At 41.6% G+C, this 6,317-nt stretch carries 5 protein-coding genes; all 5 read right to left on the reverse strand.

Annotated elements, in window-relative coordinates:
- Positions 1 to 33 precede the first annotated feature (33 nt).
- A complete protein-coding gene (locus KAH81_07415; GenBank protein MCK5833482.1) occupies positions 34 to 2,157 on the reverse strand; it encodes a HEAT repeat domain-containing protein in 2,124 nt (707 codons plus the stop codon).
- A gap of 119 nt (positions 2,158 to 2,276) precedes the next feature.
- Positions 2,277 to 3,419 carry an FAD-binding oxidoreductase gene (locus KAH81_07420; protein MCK5833483.1) on the reverse strand — a complete coding sequence of 381 codons (1,143 nt, stop codon included), beginning with the start codon at positions 3,417 to 3,419 and terminating at the stop codon, positions 2,277 to 2,279.
- 5 nt (positions 3,420 to 3,424) lie between these two features.
- Positions 3,425 to 3,709 (reverse strand): (2Fe-2S)-binding protein, encoded by a 285-nt coding sequence (locus tag KAH81_07425; protein ID MCK5833484.1) that lies wholly within the window; start codon positions 3,707 to 3,709, stop codon positions 3,425 to 3,427.
- A gap of 141 nt (positions 3,710 to 3,850) precedes the next feature.
- A complete protein-coding gene (locus tag KAH81_07430; GenBank protein ID MCK5833485.1) occupies positions 3,851 to 4,927 on the reverse strand; it encodes a hypothetical protein in 1,077 nt (358 codons plus the stop codon).
- A gap of 59 nt (positions 4,928 to 4,986) precedes the next feature.
- The coding region (locus tag KAH81_07435; GenBank protein ID MCK5833486.1) for a hypothetical protein at positions 4,987 to 6,317 on the reverse strand (1,331 nt) is incomplete at its 5' end.

Consider the following 6,317-nt stretch of genomic DNA (forward strand, 5'->3'; position numbering starts at 1 on the left):
AAAATCATATGAAAACTCAAGCAGACAAATATCTCACTTACTCCTCGATATAATGCTTCTTGTTTTCTCAGTAACCAGGTCCTTCCTTGAACCAAATACTACTTTTAAACCTCTAAGTAAATCGAAGTTATGCCATTCGCTAAGGAACATACGCAACGCCCTTTTTGTTTCCTCGTTCTGATCACATTTTTCTATCGATTCTAATAGAGCCATCATAAATTCTTCAACCTCGTAGCTATTCATAGCCGAAGTATAAGAATTCCATATATAGAGTGTGTCGATTAAAAATATCCGCGATTGTTCGCCTTTGATATTCCCTACAACACGAATTATATCTATCCAGTTATCTCTTCGTGAATGGAAAAACCTCACTAGAATTGGGACTACAATCTGGGGATCGAGTCTCGGTATGAGTTTAACAATATCCGAACACCAATTCTTACTATTCTCGTAAAGTAGATATACTAGCTGCTTAATAGCTTTTTCTGTTCCTATACAAGCAATAGCTTCAAGAACTGCATAACGAATTTCCGAATCAGTATCCTTTGCCAATGAAGACAGTAGAGGCAATACATCTTCTCCGGCAATTACCGCAAGAACAATCATGCCCTGTGATTCTTTTTTTCTCTGAATATCAGAGATAAGCCTTCCTGCCTTATCCCTTTGCAGACTCTTCACTTGAATTATTTCGTTTACCAAAACCTGGGTAGATTTATTCGGAATTACAGAAAGAGCATCAGCTATCTTGAATGCATATTCTCTCGACTCTGTCGCCATTTTTTCCAAAAATCTTCGTGGTATGCAAGTCGAATTAACCAAGGAAATAAATTCCTTGATTTCGTCCGGAACCGTAAACATTTCTGCGCTCGTTGCAGAAACCAAGGCTTCGAGCGGCCGTCCAATGCAAAAAGAAGCAAAAAAAGTATTCGCGTCCTGAATTAATTTATTGGTAAGCTTAACATTATTTCGCCTCGTGTTATAAAGGTGGGCAATAACCAAAGCAGATAATAACTTACGTTTTTCAAGATAATTAGTGGTTAGCCAAACAAGAGTTGTAGTGAGAAATTCGGTTTCAAAACTCGAATTAAGTTCTCTGGATTTCTCTGAAATTCGGTTTTTTGCAAATGTGTTGATTAATCCAAAATCTGATTTTAAAAAAAGCGTCGAAACTAAAACCTCCGGAACCTCTAAAAAACCCGGTGTCGGAAAGCGTTTAAAAGTTGCGACAAGATAGCTATATAATACTTCAATATCCTCAATATTTGTTGCAACAATTGATTCCGTTAGCAGCGCAGCTAAGCCTCGACGGCTTTCTTTGGTATCTATCCCCCTAGAAATCATTCTAAGGTAATTATCGATACCGTCGATAAATTCCAGTCTCTTGCGGGTTTCAGGTCTTCGCTTTGATAAGTGTTGTTTAACTCTTTTACTTTTAAATTTTTGATACCAGACAATTAGCTCGTCGCCCAAATCCTCGCTTAATTGCTGTCTGTGCTTATCAATAATCCCGTCGAGAGTCTCAATATAATGATTCACACTATCTAAGTCAGACTTAGAAAAGGCATCTGCTATGGTGTTTATTAGGCCATTTTCAGATATATATTCGAGTATTCCTGGTGAAAGCCCCGAGATTTCGTCTAGTACCCTTTTTGCAGCTATCGGTGCTAAATTCGGAATTTTGGTTTGCTGAAAATCACTAGAGGCTTTTTTGCCTAATATTTTTCTATATTCTATTGAATTAGCTACTATAGATTTCACTCCATGAAGATCAAAATAATTATCTATTTCAAGATTTTCACCGGTGCTATTAGCTTGTGAAAAATATACCAAAGCAACCTTAAATTCATCTAATTTAAGGTTCTTATCAAAATTTAACGACCTTACATTTTTCTTTAATAGGTCCTTATAAAACAACCTTGAAAAATTATCGTTCACCAAGTTCAACCCATTTACAAAAAGAACTCCATCGTCCGCGAGTGAAATTGAAAGTGATCCTTCGGCTTTTAAAATTTTTATGATTTTATCATACGATATTTTAACGCTCTGTATGGGAATTGGGTGACCTTTACCATACATCTCAATTTTACTAATTGCCAGATGCAGCTCTTTTGCAATCTCGCGGAAAGAGTTTTCTTTAATTGGTTTATTATTATTCACTTATAGAATCTTTTTTTTCCCGTGGACTTCTTATTCCATCCACTCCTTTTTAAACAGAATCTAATGTTACCGAATAATATTTTAATCAACCAGAAGTTATAAGTAAAGGTTATTCTTTATTAACCAACAACACTCGGTTCGATAATCATCTCACCTTTGTGAAACCTGTCCGCTGAAAGTGGGGAAATATCCACCGGAGGGTTTTTGCCAACTATCGATTGTGCAATACATACAGCGGTCATTGGTGCAATCATGAATCCATGCCCCGAAAAACCCACAGCATTAATAAAACCTTCGACCTGACTATGTTCACCCAGTATCGGCGCAGCATCGGGCGTGCGATTGTAGCTCCCTCCCCACTGACGCACTAAACGCAGGTTTTTTACAACTGGCAGAACATCGAGTAGTTCACCTGTCATAAATTCAAGCCACTGCCATGATGAGCGCATGTTATAACTTGGCTCCTCCGTTTCGCCAATTCCCATAACAAAATTACCATGTGGAACTTGCTGTAAATATATGCCTATTTGAAAACTGATAACCATCGTTTCAAACATCGGTTCTATCGGCTCAGATACCAAACACTGATGACGTTCCGAGTAAGTCGGTATATCTATTCCAGCTAAAGCGGCAACCTCTTTGGACCAAGGTCCTGAAGCATTGACCACTATTGGAGTATTAATCGTTCCTTTATCAGTAACTACAGCAGATACTTTATTTCCATTTAAGATTATCTGCTTTGCTTCAGTGTACCTGAAAATCTTAACACCAGCCCCCTCAGCCGCCTTTGCATAAGCGAAATTAGTCCTAAATGGATTTGCATGACCATCGGTGGGACAGTAGGTTGCTTTGATAAAAGTATCTGTATTAATAGGCGGACAGATTTCACGAGCTTCCTGGCGAGAGACAAACCTACTTGGAATTCCCACAGAATTCTGAATTTTGATGTTCTGCTCGAACTGCTGAACCTGCGCATCATTGTGAGCTAGTATCAAATAACCGCCTTGCCGGAATTCAATATCGTAATCCAATTCATCGCTAAGATTTTCGAAAATATCCACCGAACCTTTTGCCAAACGACAGTTCATTTCAAGACCCCACTGCTGACGCACTCCTGCACCGCAACGGCCGGTAGAACCACTGGAAAGGTAACTCTTCTCTAGAATCACAATATCTTTAATACCACGCTTGGTGAGTTCATAGGCTATGGCCGAACCAACGACCCCTCCTCCAACAATTACGACTTCCGCACTTCTTGGCACTTCGTTCATTCTTGCCCCCTTTCACTTCCTTTAGCAATTGCTGAAAAAGTAGTAACTTGAGTTGGAGGCCTTTTAGATGGTAATTCCAATTCGTTTATCTCCTTCTTGAGATACTTTGCAAGCTCTTTGCGAATTATTGGAAGACAGGTTCTACCTCCACAAGGCCCCATACCTACCCTAAGAAATCTTTTAAGTTCCTCAAAATCGGTATAGCCATCGGAAATAGCCTTCCTTATCTCCTTCAACGATACATCTTCGCATCTACAAATAATAATATCTTCTTTATCCATAAGATTACTCCTTAAAGTTAGAACATAGATTATAAATGGGCCGGGCTTTTAGGTCAAGTTCAATCGAAGCAAACCCAAAAATTAAAAAATAGAAAAGGCCGCCTAAAAGGCGGCCTTTAAAGAAACCCCAAATGAAATGGTCTAAGGAGTTGAAGTCCTGGCTTTTAAGTCAATTCTAATGGTCTGGTCGAATATCCATGTTGTAACATCGGAAGGTGTCTTAAGCTGAAGCCACAGGTTCTCCGTCCGATACACACTATCTGCACTTGCTCCCTGAATATTAAAGCCCCCGGGGCCAAAAAGGGTATCTGGATCGGCAGCTCTACCCGAAGCCCAAGTATAACCACTATCATATATGGCATCGCTAAGCTCATATAGAATAGGAGGATGGATATTATCATTAAAACGCGCACGGAGTGCATATTTATCTATACCACGGACTGTGCCTAGGTCCCAACCGGTAGAAGGATTACCTTTGATCCCAATATCGATGGTTTCAGTTCCGGTGTTTTTAACAATGAAAACGCTAGCGCTATCTGCGGAAACAGTGGCATTTAAGCCAACAGAATCCAGAATCGTCCAATCGTTTTCGTCGTCATAGTTATAAACAATCCATTCGAGAGTCTGTTCATTATACTTAGCCCAAGCCTGCCATGTCGCAGGCCATTCTTCAACATTGCCAGCGAGGTCATAAGCTCGACATATGAAATAATAAACAGTATCATCGAAAACTGTATCAGGAACAAAGGGGCCAAACATGGAACTGGTTAAGCTGGTATTCAAATACCAATCTTCCCAAACCCCAGTGGGTCCGCGACGGAACCTAACATCATAATAACGAATACCCCATCCAATACCATCGCTGGTAGTAGTATCAGCTCCACCCCATGCTATAATGAAATTTGGAGCGCTAGAGATAGTATCAGCACCAAGGTCATCCACAGAAGTTATTGGAGTTTGTTCATCCCATTCGACTTTACGGTAACCCGGCCTATTGATGTAAGTAGTGCCGTCAGTTAAAAAAGAATCGGTAACATAACTGGCGTAACCAAGGTTATCAGTAAGTTGATACCCACTGCCAGATACTCTCGGCTCGGTTTCGGTTCCACCATTAGTGTAGGATCCCCACCTTAATTGATAAGGTCCACCGGTTGGCCACGCCATACATAATCCAGCAAAAAGCATAACGCCCATTGTTACTAAGAAACTATTTTTCATACTATATCCCTTCATATTTTAATCAAATATACGAAACAATATTCCTTCTTGCAAGTTAATTATGGCAATTGCCCTACTTGAGGAGCTCCAACCCAAATAATACCCGAACTTGTTGTATTCAACGCGCCGGGAACCGGAGAAAACGCCGAGCTATATGTATCAACCACATTGTGGCTGACTACCAGGGCGCAACCCAAATTGCTTAAGTCAACACCCATTCCGCCGGATAAATTATTATTATATAATGTATTATGAACGATGAGATAATTTCCGCTTCCACCACCGACCATAAGACCATCGTTTTGGTTATTACGGATAATATTATTATCTATGGGCATAGCTTGAATCTCGACATTCATTCCACTCAATATAACACCGACACTGTGACCCTCGATGATGTTATCCTTTATCGAGCCGGAAACGCCGTCCATTCCACCCACGATGTTGATCCCTGGCGAAATAACCCCACTCTTGCCGTCGATGTGATTGCCCAGGAGATTGACCTCAACAATCGCTCCCATTCCAGCAATCGCACCTTCGGCTTCATTACCACAATTTATAATGTCGTTTGAGAGCATATTTACGCTTCCACCAAACGCCGAAACCGCACCCAAAGTTCTGCCGACGAAATGGTTCGCCTTGATCTCCGCCGATCCGGTTAAAATGTAAATCGCCGGGCCAACTTCCATTCCCTCCATATCCTTTGTGAACAGATTCGCTTCGGCATAAATATCGGCCTCCCTGACTGTTATCGCACCGCCCATGAAGATATTGCCTGTGAACTCACCGATACCACCCATTCCTCCAATGGTAACCATATTCATGATTACATTCGTCGACAACTTGCACACCCCCGAAGTGATAACGGGAACCTCTATCTGACAATCGTGGAAAATCGCGTGGTCAGTAATACTGATACTACTCGCGATTGGGTCTCCTCGGAAATTACAGTAGCCGAAAGACGCCCCCGTCGCCACAACATTATCCTCGAAATTGCATTCGCTCACCGTTGCATCGTTGAACGTCGCCATTCCGCCATAGAAAGTAAGGTGGAAAGCATAGCCTTCGATAGTGAGTGGCCCGTTTATGAGGGTGTTATTTGGCCCCGAGCCTCTCACGTGAATACCACTCCCAAGCGTCGGCGCTCCTGTAACAACATAGTTGCCCGGAGCGATGTCGATTAAAGTATTGGTTCCAGCCGTGATCGCAGCTATTGCGTCGTCGAGTAATACGAAATCTGCATTCGCTGCGCCGACCGTGATGACATCCTGCGGCTCCCAATCGTTGCGGAAAGTCGAATCTCCACCTAACGAAACTGCGCCGATGACATTCACATCATCGTCCATCTCGATAACGGAACCGACCGCCTGAATGCTGTCGGCGATAAGCT

The organism is bacterium, assembly GCA_023145965.1.
Classification (GTDB): domain Bacteria; phylum UBP14; class UBA6098; order UBA6098; family UBA6098; genus UBA6098.

Excerpts from the sequence above, each read along its gene's own strand:
- KAH81_07425 (MCK5833484.1), bottom strand. The coding sequence starts at position 3,709 with ATGGATAAAGAAGATATTATTATTTGTAGATGCGAAGATGTATCGTTG.
- KAH81_07430 (MCK5833485.1), bottom strand. The coding sequence starts at position 4,927 with ATGAAAAATAGTTTCTTAGTAACAATGGGCGTTATGCTTTTTGCTGGA.